The organism is Thermoactinomyces sp. CICC 10521, from assembly GCF_016055135.1.
GTDB classification, from domain to species: Bacteria; Bacillota; Bacilli; order Thermoactinomycetales; family Thermoactinomycetaceae; genus Thermoactinomyces_A; species Thermoactinomyces_A daqus.
The window spans coordinates 29203-48017 of sequence record NZ_JAECVZ010000017.1 but is presented as its reverse complement, the minus strand read 5'-3'; the positions used below and the strand labels follow the sequence as shown (position 1 = coordinate 48017).

The following is an 18815-nucleotide window of genomic DNA, read 5'->3' as shown; positions in this document are numbered from 1 at the left end:
TCAGCATGTCTGTACAAGAGCGCGTACAAGAAGTATTAGATAAATTGCGTCCTTACATTCAACGTGACGGCGGCGATGTGGAATTGGTTGAAGTCGAAGACGGCATCGTTCGTGTCCGCCTGCTCGGTGCATGCGGAAGTTGCCCCAGTTCGACGATCACATTGAAAGCCGGCATTGAACGGGCCTTGATGGAAGAAATTCCGGAGGTCCGTGAAGTGGAACAGGTGCTTTAATCCTGATCATCCCTTTTCCGAAGATGGAAGAGGGATTTTTTATTGGTTAAAAATTGTTAATAAAAATTCCAAATATAAATGTTTCAATTTAATAGACTTATCTTTATAATGTTGAATATAAATCGACATAAAGGAAGTGATGTTTTTGAATTACGCTGCTCTTCGGCGATACGCCCGCGAGTCCTTGCGCGGAACCTGGGGCTCTGCTGCAGGAGTGACCCTTCTGTTTCTGATTTTGGTCGGACCTCTCAGTTATATCCCTTTCTGGGGTATTTTTATGTCCGGCACCATCACGATCGGCTATACCTTATTCATATTAAAAAAGGTTCGCGGCCAACACGCCGAATTGGGCGATCTGTTTTCGCAATTTAAAAGCGGCCTTTATCTGAAAAGTGTTGGCGCAAGCCTGCTCACTGCCATCTATACTTTTTTATGGACATTACTTTTCGTTATTCCAGGGATCATCAAGAGCTATTCCTACTCCATGACCTATTTCATCTTGCTGGATCATCCGGAATATACGGTAAATGAAGCAATTACCAAAAGCCGGGAAATCATGGACGGGCACAAAGCAAAATTATTTGTGCTGCAACTCACTTTCCTGGGATGGTTTCTTTTATGCAGTATTGTCCCCTTTGGTTTTATCGGCTTTTTTTGGCTGATTCCTTATTACAATGCGGCAAAAGCCCATTTCTATCTGAAAATTACGGGCCAAGCCCGGGAAGAATCCCCTGTACATACAAACATCCCATCCGCCGGATAATTCCCGGCCCGGATGGGATGTTTTTTATCTCATCAAGTTGAAAACAATCTTCCTTCCAGCGCTGCGATGTATCTTTCCGCCGATTTTTGCACGGATTGATTTGCGTTCCGGACAACAACGCGATGGAACGCATTGTATATACGGTCAAACTTTAGACCGGCCACTTTTTCCGCTATCTCTGCCACTTTTCGGGCCGGAAGGGGAATCAGATTGGGAAAGCTGTACATAAAGCTGACCCATTGGCGGTCGGCGACGACTTCAATGATGTCCCCGGTAAGCAGGATTCCTTTTCCGGCATTGCCAGTCTCCCAATGAAGAACGGCGCCTCCCTTGAAATGCCCGCCAAGACGATGAAGAGTCATCCCTTCTGACAGCTGCAAAGATTCCCCTGTCCAGAATTGGATATAATCGCTAGGGCGCATTACCCATTCTTTATCATCTGTATGGATATAGATCGGAGCGTCGAATGTTTCAGCCCACTCCACCATTGTCGAATAGTAATGGGGATGAGACAGGGCAATCGCCTGAACGCCGCCCAATTTCTTCACTTCTGCCACCGTTTTTTCATCCAGGTAAGCAATGCAATCCCAGAGAACATTAAAACCTTGATCTTGCACGAGATAGGTCGTTTGCCCGATGGCAAATCGGGGGTTGGTCGTAATGCTGTACAAACCTTCTTCATCGTGGATGATCTCGTTGTGATATCGTCCGCTTTCTCGCATCATCTCCAAAGTGGTCCAAGTTTGCCCGTCAGGATGGACATATTGGCGCTCCTCGTCACAGATTGCACATCTTGCGGGCGGTTCAGTTGTTGGCGGATATTGAGTCCCGCAAGTGTTGCAAATAAAAGCCTGCATCCTGCGTCCCCCTTTTTGAGGAATTTTATAAGAGAAGGGATAATTCCCTTTCGACATCGCGCAGAGAATGATCCCTTCTCAGATGATTATTCGTTATAAAGATGGCATGCCACAAAGTGGTTGGGCTGTGCTTCTTTCCACTGCGGGATCTCTTTCGCACAAATCTCCATCGCTTTGGGGCAACGGGTGCGGAAACGGCATCCGCTCGGCGGATTGATCGGGCTTGGGACATCTCCTTCAAGAATGATGCGTTCCCGCGTTTTCGCCGTTTTCGGATCGGGAATCGGCACGGCGGAAAGAAGTGCTTCGGTGTAGGGATGAAGCGGATTCTCATACAGTTCGTCACTGCCCGCCAATTCCACCAGATTTCCGAGATACATCACGCCTACCCGGTCGGAAATATATTTCACCATGGATAAATCATGGGCGATAAACAAGTAGGTCAGTCCTTGTTCTTTTTGCAATTTTTTCATCAAGTTCACTACTTGTGCCTGAATGGAGACGTCCAGAGCGGAAATCGGTTCATCGGCTATGATAAACTCCGGTTCCACTGCCAGCGCGCGGGCGATGCCAATCCGTTGCCGCTGCCCTCCACTGAACTCGTGAGGAAAGCGATCGGCATGTTCTTCGTTCAGCCCGACCACTTTGAGCAGTTCGATCACGCGTTTGCGGCGCTCCTCTCCACTGGCCAACCCGTGAATGTCAATTCCTTCCGCGATGATATCCATCACCGTCATGCGCGGATTGAGGGAGGCATAGGGATCCTGGAAAATCATCTGCATCTGGCGGTTAAACGCTCTTAACTCCTGACCTTTTAACTCATGAACATTTTTTCCTTTAAACTCGACTGAACCGTCAGTCACACCGTACAACCGGATCAACGTGCGCCCGATGGTTGATTTGCCGCAACCCGATTCCCCTACCAGACCGAGCGTTTCACCCCGGTAAACATCAAAGGTAACTCCGTCAACCGCTTGAACAACTTGTCCTCCGCCGACAACAAAGTGTTTTTTCAGGTTTTTGACGGAGAGGATCACTTCTTTGTCCTGTGTTTCGGTTTTACTCATCTTTCGTCCCCCCTACTGCTGCCACAGGCGGCTTCACATCCGGCGCCATCGGGTGCTCAAGCCAGCAGGCAACTTGATGCGTCGAAGAAATATCGGTCCGCTCCGGCATTTGTTCCTTACAAATTTTCATGGCATATTTGCAGCGAGCCGCAAACGGGCATCCCTTCGGGGGTGAAATCAAGTCAGGGGGCGATCCCGGAATCGGGAGCAGCTCCTGGTCGCTTCTCAAATCGAGACGTGGCATCGAACCCAACAATCCCCATGTATACGGATGGCGCGGGTTATAAAAAATTTCGTCCAGTTTTCCTGTTTCAATCACAATGCCCGCATACATGACGACAACCCGGTCAGCGATATCGGCCACGACACCCAAATCGTGCGTGATCAAAATAATCGCAGTTCCCGTCTTTTTCTGCAACTCTTTCATCAAGTCAATAATTTGCGCTTGGATGGTCACATCGAGCGCCGTCGTCGGTTCGTCAGCGATCAAAATTTTCGGCTGACAGGCCAGCGCGATCGCGATCATCGCCCGCTGCCTCATCCCTCCGGAAAACTGGTGAGGATATTGCGCAAGCCTTGATTCCGGGCTGGGAATGCCGACAAGGCGCAACATTTCAATCGCTTTGTTCCTTGCTTCGGCTTTGCTCATTTTTTGGTGTCTGACCAGTCCTTCGATGATTTGTGCCCCTACCGTCATGGTCGGATTGAGCGAAGTCATCGGGTCCTGAAAAATCATCGCGATCTCTTTCCCGCGAATTTTTTCCATCTGTTTTTCTGTCGCCTTGGCCAAATCGTCTCCTTCAAACAAAATTTCCCCTTCTTTGATAAAGCCCGGCGGATTGGGAATAAGGCGCATAATCGTCTGCGAGGTTACGCTTTTGCCGCAACCGGACTCCCCGACGATGGCCAATGTTTCCCCCTTCTCAAGATCAAAAGTGACACCGCGCACCGCTTTTACTTCGCCGTTATACGTCTTAAAGGAAACGTGCAGATCACGCACTTCCAACAATTTGCTCATCCTCATTCACCCCCCTATTTGCGCATCCGCGGATCAAGTGCATCTCTCAGACCATCTCCGACCAGGTTGAAGGCCAGCATGATCAAACAGAGAATCGCGGCCGGATAAAACAATTGGTATGGGTAAATCTGCAGATAGTTATAACCATCAAACACCAGCGATCCCAGACTGGCTTGCGGCGGACGAATTCCCAGGCCGATCATGCTCAAGAACGCTTCAAAGAAGATCGCCGACGGAATGGCAAATGTTACTGCCACGATAATCGGCCCCATCACATTGGGAATCAGGTGCTTGAACAGTATGCGGCGATGTCCGGCTCCCAGTGTGCGGGCTGCCAACACATACTCCTGTGACTTCAGCTTCATGATCTGTGCGCGCACCACACGGGCCATCGGAACCCACCCGGTGATCGACAGCGCCACCGCAATCGGTACTATTCCCGGATCGAAAACCAACAACATCAAGGTAACGACAATCAGGTTTGGAATGGAATACAAGATCTCAATAATCCGTTGCAAAATATCATCGACCCTGCCCCCGAAATAACCGGAGATACTGCCGATCGTCACCCCGATGCACAAGTCAATCAAGGCAGCTAACAGTGCGATGAGCAGGGAGACTTGCGCCCCGTGCCAAGTACGCTGCCACAGGTCCCGGCCCAAGTTGTCCGTACCGAAATAATGGTCACCTATATGCTCCTGATTGGAGATCGTCAAATTATTTGTATGGTCGTCATACTTATTCATCATCGGGCCAAAAATAGCAAAAAAAACAATGAGTGCTAGAACAATCAGGCCGGCCATCGCTCCCGGATTGGTGCGAAAGCGACGCCACGCATCTTTCCAGAAGCCCACCCGCTCCCGCAGGATTCGCTCCTCCGCCCCAGCTTCACTGGCTACCGGCTCAAACAGCTCCGGCGACAATTCTTTTGCTGCGTTTGCGCTCATCTGTGTCTCACTCCTTTGCACTGGCAATGCGAATTCTCGGGTCAATCACTCCGTAAAGCAAGTCAACCAGGAAGATGGCGACAATAAACAGGATTGCATAGAAAATCGTGATCCCCATAATCATCGTGTAGTCGTTAGTGGTAATCGAATCCACAAAATATTTCCCATCCCCCGGGATGTTGAAGATCTGTTCGACCACAACCGACCCGGTAATGATGTTAATGGTCAGCGGCCCCAGTACCGTAATCGCCGGAATCAGCGCATTTCGCATGGCATGGCGGACAACGATCGCTGAGCGCTTCAATCCTTTCGCCTTGGCCGTTTTCATATAATCTTGATCCAACACTTCGACCATTTCCGAACGAACATAACGAGCCATCTGTGAAATGACAAAGAAGGAAAGAGCTAATGATGGCAAAATGGAATACTCCCAGGACTCCCATCCGGCCACCGGCAAAATGCCCCATTTCACGCCAACCCAAAAAGAGAGCAATCCGGCGGCGACAAAGCTGGGAACCGAAACACCGGCGATGGCGATGACGGTTGAAAGGTTATCCACCCAGGTTCCACGCCTCAGGGCGGCAATAATCCCGAGTGCCAACCCGATGATCACCCCAAAAATAACGCCTTGAATCCCGATCAAGGCCGAGGCCGGGAAGCCTTGCAAGATCAAATCTGTTACCGAACGGCCGTCCAGATTCATGGAATTGCCCAAATCACCCTGAACCAACTTTTCCAAAAACAGTCCGTACTGGACCATCAGCGGTTTATCCAAGCCATAGGAAGCGATAATTTGTTCTCTGATCTCCGGCGGGAGCTTCTCTTCATTTTTCAGCGGGGTACCGGGCAATAAATGCATGAGAAAAAAGGTTATTGTTACGATTACCCATAAGGTAACCACCATATAGCCCAGCCGGCTTAGCGTATATTTCAGCACCTTGATTCACTCCTTTCTTAATGACGGAAAAAAGCAAGGATGAAGGTATATGTCGCAACCGACACATACCTTCATCAAATACACACGGCTTATTCTTCGATGTAAGTCCACTTGAGGCTGTATTCAAATCCGATTGAATTCCAGTACCAGTCTTTGATTTTCGGTTGTTTCAGACCCAGTCGGGTTCTGTAGTAAAGCGGTACAATACCGTGGTCATTGATCAAGATTTGTTCTGCTTTGGTCAAATCATTGAAACGTTGTTTAAAATCCGGATTTTGCTTCGATTTTGCGATTAATTCGTCAAATTCTTTATTGCTCCATTTTCCGCGGTTAAAGCTGTTATCCGACGTGAAAAGATCCAAGAAGGTCATCGGATCGTTATAGTCTGCGTTCCAACCGGAATAAAGGAGATCGAATTGCTGATGTTTTCCTCTCTCCAAGCGTTCTTTGAAGGGTACCGAGTCGATGACGATTTTGGCGCCCAGGTTGCGCTGCAGTTGGTCTTGGAGATAGGCCAAGTCTTTTTTCGCCCCGGTCGTATCGTCACCCAAAATGTGAATCGGTGGCACTTGATCCTGAGTCATGCCCAATTCTTTCAGACCTTCTTGCCAGAGCTGTTTCGCTTTTGCTGGATCATACTGCACTTTGTCCTGATTGACTTCACGATATTTTTTCTTATCATCGAAACCGCTGGCTTTGATGGATGGAGGAACAATGCCGCCGGCCGGAATCGAACCGTTTTGCTCCACTTTGTCAGTCAGCGTTTTCTTATCAATGGCCAAGCCGATCGCTTCCCGGATTTTCGGGTTTTGGAACAGCTTTTCGGTTTGGTTCATTTCCAGATACCAGGATGAAGATTCCTTGATGTTGAAAACATCTTTGTTGTTTTTGTACTTGGCGGTAAATTCAGTCGGCAGATAGGTGAAATCCAGTTTACCCGTGTTGTACAAGTTGATCTGGGTTCCGCCGTCCTTGACGATCTGCCAATTTACCTGTTGCAGTTTGACCGTATTTTTATCCCAATAATTGTCGTTCTTTTTCACACTGAAGCTTTGGTTGTGCACCCAGGAAGTCAGGACAAACGGACCATCGTAAACCATATTTTTCGCTTCGAGCGCGTATTTTTCCCCGAATTTTTCCACAATGTCCTGGCGCTGCGGCAAATAGGTCGGGAAGGTCAACAGATCCAGGAAGTACGGGATCGGCTGTTCCAACGTCACTTGCAGCGTTTTGTCGTCAAGTGCTTTCACCCCGACATCGTCAGCTTTTGCTTTGCCCATGTTAAACGCTTCAGCGTTTTTCACAGGATAGAGGATGTAGGCATACTCTGATGCCGTTTTCGGGTCAAGCGCCCGCTTCCAAGCGTACTCGAAGTCGTGGGCCGTTACCGGTTTGCCGTCACTCCATTTTGCATCGCGGAGTTTAAAGGTATACGTTTTTTTGTCCGGGCTTACCTGCGGGGCGGCCGCGGCAATGCCAAGCACCGGGTTTCCGTCTTTACCGACGCGATAAAGACCCTCCATGATATTGTTCAGCAATGTAGCTGAAACTGTGTCCGTGGACTTCGCGCTATCCAGATTGGGCGGTTCTTGCAATTCAACGAGATTGAGCACTTGTTTGCCTCCGCCGCCGCTCGTACCGCTGAATGTATTACAACCAGATAAGGCCAATGCGGTTACGAGGAGGAGTGCGAACAAGGAGGATAGTTTGAACCTCTTGTTCATCCGATTGCCCCCTTTTTTCAAAGTTAAAATAATTTATAGTTTAGACCAAAAAATGGTCGTAAACCCATCTTTAGGAAGTATGATCTAAATCTTATAAACAATTCGGCTTCAACATTCCGCTTATCAAGCTCTTCCATGCTCTCCTCCGCTCCTCTTCTGTTTATCGCAACGTAATTGCCTCATTTCAGACAATTTACTCTTCAATACTTATCAAATTTTAGCCGCATATTTATATTTAACCCATAATTCAACGATTTGTAAAGGGTTATGTTTTGATAATTGACATGAAACTCTGCTAATAAAAAATGGAGACCTGACCAGGTCCCCATTTGTGTTTTACTATTTTTTGTTGGTAATATAACCCCACTTCAGGCTGTATTCGGCGCCAAACGGATGACGGTAAACATCTTTCACATACGGTTTCTGAATATAGGATTTGCCACCGTAGAAGAGGGGAATGAAAGCGGCCTGTCCTTCCCCGTCAGTCCCGACCAGGATCTTCTCCGCCTGGCTCAGATCCTGATACTCTTGGTGTTCATCCGTTTCCTGCTTCGCCTTTTCCACCAATTGATCATATTGGGCGTTGGAGAAATGGGAGTAGTTCATCGGGTTGTTGCTTTCGAAAATCTCAAAGAATTGCATGGGATCATCATAATCCGCACTCCAACCGAGCATCATCATATCATAATTGCCCGTCTCCGCCCGTTGCAGGTGCACTTTCCATGTCGGGGAATCCAAATTGATATCCCAGCCCAGTGTTTGCCGCAGCTGTTCTTTGATATTGACCGCCACATTCCGTCTGGCCGTCGTATCATATCCAATCATCACAATATTTCTTGGCGGCTGGCTGAGCCCCAATTCTTGCAAACCTTCTTTAAACAGTTTTTGCGCTTGTGCCACATTGGTTCCCACTACTTCGCCGCCGGCGCGGAAAGATTTGTTCGCCTCGCCTTTCATCGAAGGCGGAACCAGTGAACCGGCCGGGCTCGATCCGTCTTTGAGAATACGGTTGGCAATCTGGTCGCGGTCAAGCGCCAGGGTGATCGCTTTCCGTATTTTGTCATTTTTGAAAAATGGATTTTTTTGGTTTAATAGAATATAGTAAACGCCTGCCTGTTTGACACTGACAAAATCCGGCGTTTGTTTATAGGCATCGACAAATGCGTCATTGAGCGGTACAATGTCAAGCTGTCCGGCGTTGTACATGTTGATTCCGGTGGCCAAATCCTTAATGATGTTGATTTCCACCGTTTTCAGGCTGACGCTGTTGCTATCCCAATAATTGTCATTTCTCTGCAAGACCAATTTTTGCGGAGTCCAACTCTCCACAACAAACGGGCCGTCAAATACCATCTTGTCCACTTCGGTCCCGTATTTCGATCCGTATTTTTCCACAATATCCTGACGCTGCGGCAGGTATACCGTCATTGTGATCATGCTGATAAAATTGAGCATCGGCTTTTCCAGCGTGACCTCAAGCGTATGTTTGTCCAAAACTTTGATCCCTACTTGCGAAGCGCTCGCTTTCCCCTCATTATATTTTTGAGCGTTTTTGATGGGGTAGAGGGCATACGCATATTGGGAAGCTGTTTTCGGGTCAAGTGCGCGAAGCCAGGCATATCGGAAATCATCCGCTGTCACCGGCTGACCGTCACTCCAGTTCGCATCGTCCCGAAGATGGAAAGTATAGGTTTTTTTATCGGGGCTCACTTCATAATTCGTGGCAATTCCGTTTTCAGGCTGATTGTCCTGACCCTCGCGCATCAGCCCTTCCTGAATGTTATTGAGGATGTTCATCGACGAAACGTCAGTAGCCCGCGCACTGTCCAGGATGGGAATATCACCGGTATCAGCAATGCGGAGTATCTGATCCTTGCTCAATTGTTCACTGCCGGAAGCTCCGTTTTGTTGAAAAGAGCAACCGGTTAGCGCTAAACTGATCGAGGCGGCAACTCCAACAATGCTTTTCCATTTCTTACTGATCAAATTAAACCCTCCTTTACAGTTAATTCAGTACTTTTCAGATAATTCCCTTATCGCCTCGCTATCGTATTATTGACTTTCACATTATAAATTAATTAGTTGTAATAGAAAAGACAATAACTTAATAATAGAAATAAAAGCATTAACGTTTCACATAATATACAAAAAGATCCGACAGATGGAGGAGCAAAAATGACACAAAAAAAAGCCATCGTCCGCTACATGACAGCGGTTATGGCCATCTTTTTCATCATCACCCTGGTCATTGCCCCGAAAAACAAGCTGGCATGGAGTAACCATTTATTTCTATTCGGACTATTGTTTCTCACTATTTCCGCATCTATTTTTGTAATCCGTGGCGGTTTTTTTCATAACTTTGCCAAGGCTTTCAAAAAATTCAACCGTATCGGCCGCGAGCATGAATTCGCAACGCAACCGGATGAAAAGGCAATGTCCAGGCGCGATGCGGGACTGCGTACCGTGCAGACGGGCTCTTTTTTGGTCGCACTCATCCTCATCGGTTTATCCATATTGCTGCTTTATTCCAGATAATTTGAAAGTTCGCGGACAATCTCTTCATACAGTTCCTCAGGGGTGTCCGCTTCAACCGGCTTGTAATCGATCAAGGCGAAAAACGAACTTCCACAGCGGCCGCAGTAGCCCAAACACCGCTCCGCTTTGACTTTTATGTATGGATGTTTATGGTTTTTCAGTTGATAATATGCCGATAAGGAGCCACTGACCAAATTGGAGATGCAAAATTCCACTACGATTTCCCTTTTTTCCACGGCATCTTCCCCTTTTTTTCAGGGATTAATTTCATTGTATCATTTTTTGATTGCAGAGGAGGGTGAATTTAAATCAACAATACCAAAACCCCTCTGAAGCGAAAATCACAGCATTGTCGGGATCACGTTCGCTTAAGAGGGGTTTTGCCTGTTTGCACAAGCATCCGCTGACCGGGTCAGGCTGACATCCTTCAGCTGACAGGGTGGATCGTGAACGGTTGCAGGAGAATATGCGGGGAACCGAGTGTCACGGGCAAGTTGTTTTGACCGTTCTTGTCGCATCCGAAGACAGGATTGTAAAACCTCAACTCATTGGACAATTTCTCAACTTTCATCATAACGTCCATCTTATTTCCTTTAATATCAAAACGACGCACAATCTCATCCGTTAACCGGCCGTTGCGAATGATCCTTCCATAGGCAGGGCGGATGATAAAGTTCAGGCCCAACGAACCTCCTCCCCATGTCCCGATACAATAAATCCCATGTTCAATCCCCTCAACCAACTGCTTAAACGTCCAATTGCCCTGATCCGCATACGTGACTGACATCCTGGGCAATGTTTTTTCTCCATCAGGGGTGCGCCTTCCATGCCCGGCCCCCGGTGCCTGACATCGCTTCTGCGTTTCCCGGTTGTGCAACAGATCATTCCAAATGCCTTGCTTAACCAACTGGACACGTCTCGCCCGTTCACCCTCGTGGTCCATTTCATAACTAGCACGATGCCCCGGCAATGTGGGATCATCATACACATCCAACGGGTATCTCGTCCATTGGTAACCAAGCCGGTATCCATGCGGCAACATATAATCCAGATAATTATCCGCCTCGGAGGAGTGGCCAATGCACTCATGGATCAACTGTGAGGCCAGCCACGGGTCCAACAGCAGAGGCAACTTAACAGCTTCTTTCAGCGCTTCTCCAACCACTGCCGCTTCGATCTCAGGCAGGATATCTTCATGAATCGCTCTGTTTAGATTCAGGTTCCATTCTTCGACACAAGTGGACTGCCAAATCACCGGTATCGACGCCGATCGTCCCCGGACGAAAAGATGAATGAGCACGCCAATTTCACGAGGGGAAAAGTGGGGCCTTTCCATATGCCAAAGTAAACTCTGCTGTGACCGGATGGTGATTCTATAGTATTCAATCCTCTTCCGCACAGAACGGAGAGATACATCCAAAGCCTCTGCACACGAGGTCAGCTTCTCTTCCAGCCATACAAACGATTTCAGCCCTTGATATCCCTGCCGGGGATCTGATTGCAGCCGGGTGATGTGCTTCGTTTGCGATTCAAAATAAACCGTTCTGTAAAAACGCCAATGGTTCGCCGCTGATCCCCTCAATGTTCCGGGTTCCTCACGCCGCATAACTCTTTTTCCAGCTCCCTGAACTTTTCTGCCTCCGACAACATCCCGAGTTCGCCCGCGGCCACAGCTCCAACCTTGTATGCTTCCAGGCGCAAAGGCAATTCTTTCAGGCAGCGTTCAACCGTACGTAAACTCCGCTCAAACTGGCCCGACTTACACTCGCACAAAGCCCGGAGCGAGAGACTGTGGGCCTGAATCGTATCAACCAATTGGCCTTCCGCCCTGCTGAACCATTGAATTGCCTGCTCATACTGTTTCCGCCCCATATGGAACAGCCCAATCGAGTACGCTGCCCAAGTGGCGCGATCTCCCGATTCCACTGCTCTTTGATAACACCTTTCAGCTTCTGCGATGTCCGATAAGGCCAGCGCCAGAAGCGCCCGAAGTGACCAACCGGGCCCTTCCAACGGTTGCAATTCGTCCTGGCACAAACGCTGAAACAGCGCCCGATCCAATGAGCGTTTGCCAGCGATTACGCTCATGCTTTGCTCCGCATGTCCTTGACTTGATCGCCGTCGGCTAAGCGAACGAAGCGTGCAACCCCACTTATTGGCGACAGCTTCCCCCAACCATCTGCAGGAACGAGGCAGAAAACCACTGGAAATGGAATATGTCATCGTCGGTTCACCGTTGCCCATCCCCTCTCTTCTTAATGTCTCAACCACTTCGTCTACACCGTGAACAATTTGTCCCTTCTCTTCATAAAAATAATCCAAATCAATGTCGATTTTAGCATCCGGATCCAACCCAAGCTTGTGAATCCGGCGCAAAGTGGTAATCTCCACCTGCATCCCCGCCACTTGTGCCGATGCCGAATGCGGATTCACTTTGAAAGTGTTTTTCACTTCTTCTCCGTGCCCCGGAACAAGTGACAACAAGTCCCACAACACATGCCCCAGCGCAGCAACGGAAACGGGCTTGGGCTCGGGATAAACCCAAATGACCCGTTTGACCAGGTTCAAAGCGGTGGTCGCGTAGAGAAAATTATCCAAACCATACGCAAACAAGTCGTCATCACGAAACGGGATATCTCGGTTCAATAACCGCAAATCTTTCCGGTTCAAACCCTGTTCCCGAATCCGCCTCATCTGTGCCTTTTCTATTTTTTTCAGATCGAGATGGCGATCGAAGTAAATGAGCGTTTCATTGTCATATCCTGTTTCATGCCAATGCGCCAACACCTCTCCATGCTCCTCAAATGTATAAATCGTCCGTTTCCCCATCATCCAATTAACCCCAGCCGCAAGAATTTCTCCATCGCATCATTCAGTTCTTCTTCTGATATTTGATAAGTCTCCATCCATTCATTGGCCCATTTTGTGATCTCCTCCGCTCTCCCCAGTTCGATAAGCCGGGCGATGAACGGGTTAATCGGTCCTTTAATGAATTGATCCTTCGCTGCAGCGTACAAATAGAGAGTCCGTCCTTGCGAATCTCCGTGAACCTTTCTATTGGCCAAAGCCGACGCGATTTGATCAGGGTAGGATTGAATGGCGTAGAAACATGAATCGTTTTTGCGAATCAAGTTCGTCTTGATGCAGAAATTGGGGTGCTTGTTGACAACCAAAATCGAAAGCATCACAGTTAAAAATTCATGAGTAAGAAGAAGCCGGTTATTGGGTGATTCCCTCAGAAAATCTTCCTGCTCCATCATAAAGCCGTAAAAAGCTTCCTCAACACACAAACCCACACCGCTAAACGGGAGTTCGCGATATTCCTCAAAATGGGGCGATTCCATAAATTGATACATCAGCTCATACCGATCATAACCCATCCGCTCCAGTTCCTGAAAAACGCCCGGATAAGAACCCTTTAAGCCACCGCTGATTTCCAGGTTTCCCGACAGCAGGTTTCGGCAGATATTTTTGGCCGTCGCACACAGTTCCTCATGATCGATGGTGGCAAGCTGCCGCAACTCCCCGTCGGACAACTGCAACTTGTCATACCTTCCTTCCAAAAACGCCTGCCGATATGAACGATGGTAAAGCAAACCATATAAAGCCCGATGCAAACCGATGCTTTCTCCCTTTATTGCCCCATCCATTTTTCCACTACCTCCTTCATGCGTTGATAATTGGGTTGCGATTTGGGAATGAGAATCCCCTCATCCGTATACTTGGGATCTTCGTACGTAATGGCTTTCAGATTGGGGCAACGCGGAAGCATATACTCAAGCAGATCAATTTGTTCATCCAATAAAACACCATGATGCAAGTCCCGGAATTTCCCTTTGATGATTTGGCATCCCGACAGATGGAACTCAAAGCAGTATTCGTAAGGCAAACGGTCCAGCTCTTCATACATCCGTTCTCCCGTGCGGCCCATCAACCACTGGTAGCTGAGAATATGCCCGATATCAATCGTAACAGGGGAATTCGTCTCTTCCGCTATAATCCGAAAATAGTCATATGCGTCCATATCGCCAATATAAAAGTTGGTTCCTTCCGTAAATCCCGCAAATTCCACCGACAAAGGAGCCAGCAAATTTTCTTGGTATTCTCTGATGTTCCGAATACAGGCCTTCAAACCTTCCATCGTCATAAAAGGGGGCAGCGGAAACGGCACCGACTTCCCTTCAACTGACCACAGGCCCAAGTCTTCCACAATCCATTTGAAATCGTAGCGCTCAATCAACCGGTTGGTAAATTCGATAATTTCCCCCTTGCGGTAATTCTCCATCGTTCCCATGTTCAAAATGGTTTGATGGAAAGCTCGCGCCTTGATTTCCGGTACTTCGGCAAAAAGACAATCATAAGCCTCAAAATATTCCTCCGCGTTCAACCGGTTTCGGTTTTTCGGCTGGAAAGCGATAAAAATGTAGTTGAATTGACCGCGGTACTGGTCAAAAAATTTTTTCATTTTCGGGGTGATTGAATCCCCTTGTCCCGAATCTCTTTGAAAACCGATTTCTTCTCCCCAGGGCAGATCCATCCCCAAACCCAACCCCAGTTTTTCATTCACTTCAGGAAAACGGACCGATGCAACAGGACTCATCAACTGATCTCTCCTTATGCTTGAGTGATAACTCTGCCCATACCCGCCTTGACCAAACGTTTCAGTAATTCCATGCCTTCCGCATTTTCCGTTGATGTCCGCATAACCTGTCCGGATGACTCCAGCAGCAGATCAGGAATCCGAAAAAACCGTTGCCACAACATGTCGACTATAAACGTTTGCACAGGTTGTCCGGAACGAAGAGGGGCTTGAATCACCTTAACCCACGGCAACAACTCGATCTCTTTAATCCCGATTTCATCCCAATCATCATCCTGCCCGGAAAAACGGGCATCCGGGGGCAATTCATCATTTTTCTGCGGTTTGACATTGCGGAAAATCGTCAAGAAATTTTGAAGTCTGGGTTCAAAAGTATCCCCGTCCACATAGTCGAAATCGTATCCCATCCGCCCCATGCCGTAATTCAGCAATTGGTTGCCGCGCAGCTTGGTTTTCGATTTGATTTTTATGTTGTATTTTTCCGGTGATTCCGTGAGATACGTTTTGGGCTCGGCCACCAACATTTGCATCACATCAATACCGATTTTGTGCGCATTGCGTATCAAAAACTCTTCCGATGCTCGCAATTCCTCTTCTGTCTCGTCCAAAATGCCTCCCATGACCGACAGTCGCAGCGGAATGTTCACCTGGTGCAAATTATCGATGATCTGCTGATAATGGGCAGCCTGCACCCCTTTATCCAGCAAGTCAAGCAGGCGTTGCGAATTCGTCTCGTATCCGACCGACATCAATACGCAACCGCGTTCCTTTAACTCCTTGCAAAATGACAGATCAAGCAAACATTCTTCCATGCGATTCCGGGTGCTGAACTGCATCCGGTATCCACGCTGGTTTAATATTCTCATCGCATGAACCACTAAACGGAGATTTGTGTTTTCATCGATGAAATTGATCCGCTTAACCTGGTGTTTGTCCAGCAAATATTGACACTCGTCAGCGATTTGCCTGGCTGTTTTCTGTTGGTAGTTTTGCTGTTTGCGGGAGCGGTTGCCGTAGGAACAGAAAGCGCATCTGCCCCAATAACAGCCGATGCAGGTGATCAGGGAAAGGTTCACTTCCTCACTCAGATATTTGTCAAATGGCAAATCACTGAAGTCAGGGGGAGGCACATTTTGAATATGCACGGTTGAACGGGGTGAAGGTTGAGATGGAGGTGAGTCTTGCAGCCAAACCACATCGGGCACTTTTTCCTGCCCGCCCCCACCGGTCAAATATTGCCACAGACGAAGCATGGTTTCCTCTCCCGCACCTGTTCCCAAACCATCCACATATCTGCGGAATGCCGGAATATTCGCCATATCTTCATGTCTCAGCATGATTTGTTGCCCACCAAAGATCACAAACGTATCCGGGATGCAATCTTTAACCCATCTGGCTAAAAGCAAGGAGGGGAGAATCTGGCTGTAATAGGCGATGGAGACAGCAAAAACCCTGGGATTCAATCGATTGATCAACGGAATGAAAGATTCATACAAAGTGAGGGCAGCGATGTCTTCTTCTGATGGGGTCTGGTAATCCAGAGCCTTTTTCCCGATCTCATCAAGCGAAGTGATTTGCTCTTTCAAAATGGAGTTTTCCAGCAACATTTCAATTCCCTGGCGGACAAATCTCGTATTTCGGTGGGCAACCTTTAATGAGGAGTATTGTTTATCAAAAACCTGCGAAAAAAAATCACGCTGGTTTTTCCACAAAAATTTAGCCATTTCCAGACGATATCTGTGTTGTAAATCGTTTCGCCCCTGTTTTTCCAGCAACGAAATAAACTGTCCGATCTTGTCCGCCGAGAAAAGTTGATGGCACAGCTCAATATTCAGATCCTTCTGGACCACAGGAACATCCCGTTTCCGCAAATACGAAGTGATCATGGGCAAGCTTAGGTAAGGGAATAACCGTGCTTCCGTGGTGGGGGGAAAAACGATCAGGATCTCGTCACCCATTATACTCACCTCCGATCTTGAATGGACTAAAGAAAGAAGTGTTGCATCATCCGGATCGATGGGTTGCAACACCTCTTTCAAAGCACTATCAATTAAGCATTGAAACGGAAAGCATGGAAAGCATTGCCCACTTTCAATTCATTCGCTTCCACAACGTCCAGTTCCTCAATGGCGGAAGAGAAACGGAAAGCATGAAACGCATTGCCCACTTGCAACTCCTTCGCCTCAACAACAGTCAGTTGTTCGAGTTCATTTTTGAGCTCTTTTTTGATTTCCTTGCTCAAGGCGATCACCTCCTGTTATTAATCTATAATATTATCATATAATTGTCAATATTTTTTATTTTCTAAATTTATATTATTTCACTCTCGTTTGTACCAATTTTAATTGAATATAAAATCCTTTTTCGATAGACAGCGATCCACCACAGCTGCCCCCATACTGCCAAAAAATCAAGCAATCTGTTTAAAGACATCTCTCTACAAGCGAAACAATAAAGATATAAATATGCTTTCAAAACCCCTCTTCTTCAATTTTCTTTTCTGAATTTTATTTTAAAAATAATTTATAATACTATTTTATAAATTATAGTCTTATGATATATTGATCAAAGCCCAACAGAAACGTGTATCCCCCGGACGAAAACCAGAACCCTTTTTCGATCGCAAAGCCGTTTTCCCTGAATGATTTTATGAAAATACCGAAGACGCCATTTGGGAGGGTATGAACTTGAAGAGTACATTCAAAAACCACTTTTTGATCCTAACCATTTCGATGGGTGTCTTTGCCAGTGTCATGAGCACTTCCATGTTGACGATCGCATTTCCCGATATCGTGTCGGATTTCAACATCTCGTATGAGACGCTTCAGTGGCGGAATATTCTTTTCTTTGCCCTATTCGCCGTCGGTTTGCCGTTTTTCGGAAAAACAGCCGATCATTTCGGTGCCCGCCGCCAGTTTTTCACCGGGATTGTTTTATTTGCGCTGTCCACACTTTGCAGCGGGTTGACCCGTGATTGGAACTTCTTCCTCATCTTTCAGTCCTTGCAAGGGCTGGCTGACTCGATGATTGTTCCTGTTCAGGTCATTTTCATTCGTCAAAGTTTTCCGGAGAACAAAATCGGTTGGGCTTTTGGTTGGTTCTCCGGCACACTGGCCACAGCCACCCTGATCAGTCCGGCCATCGGCGGCCTCCTGATCAAGCATTATCATTGGAATTCAATTTTCTGGTGTCTGTTCGGTTTGTCAATAATCTCGCTAATCATGGCGTTGATCCACCTTCCGCGTGGACTTTCGCCCGAAAAAAAATCCAAAATCCCGTTCGTCGGCGCATTCGGCTTATTAATGACCGTGATTGGCATTCAATGCCTTTTTATGAACAATCTGTCCACAGCCAGCAAACTGGTCTGGGCGATCCTTGCGGCTGCGGGCATCATCGGCATCATTGTGTCCCAAAAAAGCAACAACGGAGAGGGGGCCATCTTCCCGCCCGGCGCTTTTCATAACAAAACATTTATCCTGGCGTGCTTGCGCGTCTTTTGCCTGTACCTGGTAAGCAACGCCATCTCTCTGTACGCCCCCAGTTATTTGCGGGATGTGCATGCCATCCCACCTGACCTCGTGGGCTTGATCATTCTCATTGATTCCGTCATGGGCTTGGCATTTTCCGGTATTGCCGGGCGTGCTGCCGACAAAAACCCGCGTTTCACTTTAGCCGTCGGAATGATCCTGTCACTTGGCGGTTCCGTCTTCTTTTGGTTCAGCGGCAACTTTCATCACCTTTTGCTTTTCATCGCCATTTACTTGTTATTGGGAATAGGGGGGACCATTGCCATGCCTTCCCAAAATAAAATTGCCCTCCTCTCCGTCCCTCCCGAACAAACCGGGGCATTCATCGGTTTTTTCCAAATGATCCAGTTCGGTACAGGTGCATTTGCCGCCGGATTGTTCTCCCGTCTCGTTGAAGGCCCGGAAATCGGGAAAATCAGCGCAAGCGGATTTCAAATGATGATCACCTGTGCGATCGCGTTGCAATTGATCGCGCTAACCACGCTATTACTGGAACGAACAGGCATCAAGTCGGAAAAGGGCGTGAACAAAACCACATAAACCGGGATGGTAGCAGACTGACACCAAGTGCAAGGTGTCAGTCTGTTTTTCAGGTTGTTCGCACAGT

At 47.7% G+C, this 18815-nt stretch carries 18 protein-coding genes; 4 read left to right on the top strand and 14 right to left on the bottom strand.

The annotated features are described in order from the left end of the window. Positions 1 to 5: 5 nt before the first annotated feature. Together I8U17_RS12215 and I8U17_RS12210 are read left to right on the top strand one after the other, a co-directional pair. Positions 6 to 233, top strand: a complete 228-nt coding sequence (locus tag I8U17_RS12215) for a NifU family protein (protein ID WP_033099472.1) — start codon at positions 6 to 8, stop codon at positions 231 to 233. Positions 234 to 378: 145 nt separating this feature from the next. Next, positions 379 to 996: a DUF975 family protein gene (locus I8U17_RS12210; RefSeq protein WP_232331070.1), complete on the top strand. Its 618-nt coding sequence runs from the start codon at positions 379 to 381 to the stop codon at positions 994 to 996. Positions 997 to 1028: 32 nt separating this feature from the next. Here the strand turns inward: I8U17_RS12210 and I8U17_RS12205 are convergent, their stop codons facing one another. From I8U17_RS12205 to I8U17_RS12175, 7 genes are all read right to left on the bottom strand, one after another. Then, positions 1029 to 1853: an MBL fold metallo-hydrolase gene (locus I8U17_RS12205; RefSeq protein WP_198059478.1), complete on the bottom strand. Its 825-nt coding sequence runs from the start codon at positions 1851 to 1853 to the stop codon at positions 1029 to 1031. Between the two features lie 86 nt (positions 1854 to 1939). Beyond that, positions 1940 to 2920, bottom strand: coding sequence for an ABC transporter ATP-binding protein (locus I8U17_RS12200; RefSeq protein WP_033099475.1), 981 nt, complete (start codon positions 2918 to 2920; stop codon positions 1940 to 1942). Beyond that, entirely contained in the window at positions 2913 to 3938 is a 1026-nt protein-coding gene (locus I8U17_RS12195; RefSeq protein WP_198056047.1) for an ABC transporter ATP-binding protein, read from the bottom strand. Before I8U17_RS12195 ends, I8U17_RS12200 begins: the two co-directional genes overlap by 8 nt. Positions 3939 to 3952: 14 nt before the next feature. Then, the gene (locus I8U17_RS12190; protein WP_033099477.1) at positions 3953 to 4885 is read right to left on the bottom strand and encodes an ABC transporter permease; all 933 of its coding nucleotides are present in this window, start codon (positions 4883 to 4885) and stop codon (positions 3953 to 3955) included. A 7-nt stretch (positions 4886 to 4892) separates the two neighbouring features. Then, positions 4893 to 5822 (bottom strand): ABC transporter permease, encoded by a 930-nt coding sequence (locus I8U17_RS12185; RefSeq protein WP_198056049.1) that lies wholly within the window; start codon positions 5820 to 5822, stop codon positions 4893 to 4895. A gap of 89 nt (positions 5823 to 5911) precedes the next feature. Next, positions 5912 to 7546, bottom strand: coding sequence for a peptide ABC transporter substrate-binding protein (locus I8U17_RS12180; RefSeq protein WP_198056050.1), 1635 nt, complete (start codon positions 7544 to 7546; stop codon positions 5912 to 5914). Positions 7547 to 7885: 339 nt separating this feature from the next. After that, a complete protein-coding gene (locus I8U17_RS12175) occupies positions 7886 to 9532 on the bottom strand; it encodes a peptide ABC transporter substrate-binding protein (protein WP_198059477.1) in 1647 nt (548 codons plus the stop codon). A gap of 189 nt (positions 9533 to 9721) precedes the next feature. Here I8U17_RS12175 and I8U17_RS12170 point away from each other — a divergent pair, with 189 nt between their 5' ends. Next, the gene (locus I8U17_RS12170; RefSeq protein WP_033099480.1) at positions 9722 to 10081 is read left to right on the top strand and encodes a DUF3899 domain-containing protein; all 360 of its coding nucleotides are present in this window, start codon (positions 9722 to 9724) and stop codon (positions 10079 to 10081) included. On the opposite strand, the gene I8U17_RS12165 is transcribed toward I8U17_RS12170, so the two are convergent. The 7 genes from I8U17_RS12165 to I8U17_RS12135 all read right to left on the bottom strand — a co-directional run bounded on the left by I8U17_RS12165 (position 10069) and on the right by I8U17_RS12135 (position 16923). Further along, positions 10069 to 10317: a YuzB family protein gene (locus I8U17_RS12165; RefSeq protein WP_033099481.1), complete on the bottom strand. Its 249-nt coding sequence runs from the start codon at positions 10315 to 10317 to the stop codon at positions 10069 to 10071. The two genes, I8U17_RS12170 and I8U17_RS12165, sit on opposite strands and share 13 nt — an antisense overlap. A 191-nt stretch (positions 10318 to 10508) precedes the next feature. After that, complete coding sequence (locus tag I8U17_RS12160; RefSeq protein WP_198059476.1) at positions 10509 to 11687, bottom strand: TldD/PmbA family protein; 1179 nt, start codon at positions 11685 to 11687, stop codon at positions 10509 to 10511. Beyond that, positions 11660 to 12913, bottom strand: a complete 1254-nt coding sequence (locus I8U17_RS12155; RefSeq protein WP_198059475.1) for a tetratricopeptide repeat protein — start codon at positions 12911 to 12913, stop codon at positions 11660 to 11662. The genes I8U17_RS12160 and I8U17_RS12155 overlap by 28 nt, the downstream gene beginning before the upstream one ends. Further along, entirely contained in the window at positions 12910 to 13731 is an 822-nt protein-coding gene (locus tag I8U17_RS12150; RefSeq protein WP_033099484.1) for a hypothetical protein, read from the bottom strand. The genes I8U17_RS12155 and I8U17_RS12150 overlap by 4 nt, the downstream gene beginning before the upstream one ends. After that, positions 13716 to 14681, bottom strand: a complete 966-nt coding sequence (locus tag I8U17_RS12145) for a multinuclear nonheme iron-dependent oxidase (RefSeq protein WP_198056054.1) — start codon at positions 14679 to 14681, stop codon at positions 13716 to 13718. Before I8U17_RS12145 ends, I8U17_RS12150 begins: the two co-directional genes overlap by 16 nt. A gap of 14 nt (positions 14682 to 14695) precedes the next feature. Next, the gene (locus I8U17_RS12140) at positions 14696 to 16639 is read right to left on the bottom strand and encodes a radical SAM protein (protein ID WP_033099485.1); all 1944 of its coding nucleotides are present in this window, start codon (positions 16637 to 16639) and stop codon (positions 14696 to 14698) included. Between the two features lie 92 nt (positions 16640 to 16731). Then, on the bottom strand, positions 16732 to 16923 hold the full coding sequence (locus I8U17_RS12135; RefSeq protein WP_033099486.1) for a hypothetical protein: 192 nt from the start codon (positions 16921 to 16923) through the stop codon (positions 16732 to 16734). Positions 16924 to 17368: 445 nt separating this feature from the next. Between I8U17_RS12135 and I8U17_RS12130 the strand changes: the two genes are divergently transcribed. Then, positions 17369 to 18748, top strand: coding sequence for an MFS transporter (locus I8U17_RS12130; protein ID WP_198056055.1), 1380 nt, complete (start codon positions 17369 to 17371; stop codon positions 18746 to 18748). Positions 18749 to 18815: the final 67 nt, after the last annotated feature.